1 pseudogene is annotated in these 270 nt (G+C 54.1%); it reads left to right on the top strand.

Annotation, left to right across the window (positions count from 1 at the left end):
* A pseudogene (locus tag HBA93_RS21245) lies at nt 1-270 on the top strand (AraC family transcriptional regulator); the annotation flags it as partial.

Below are 270 nucleotides of genomic sequence, written 5' to 3'. Positions count from 1 at the left end.
AAGCTTGCTGGAAAAGGCTGCAGGTTTCGACGAATATTACGATGAGGACGGCGCTGAAGGTAGGCTCATTCGTGTGCTGCTGGACGAGTTGGTGGCTGCACCGTTGGAGCAGTTGCATTTGCCAATACCGGCGGACAATCGTCTGCGCAAATTGACGGATATGTTGCTGGATGATCCTGCGAGCCATGCAACGCTGGAAGTTTGGGCGCATCGTATTGGTATGAGCGAGCGTTCGCTGAGCCGCTTGTTTAGCCATGAAACCGGCATGAG

The sequence above is a fragment of the Ochrobactrum sp. SFR4 genome (assembly GCF_019730395.1).
Classification (GTDB): Bacteria; Pseudomonadota; Alphaproteobacteria; order Rhizobiales; family Rhizobiaceae; genus Pseudochrobactrum.
Note: the sequence above shows the minus strand (reverse complement) of the source record. Positions and strands in the feature narration are given on the sequence as shown.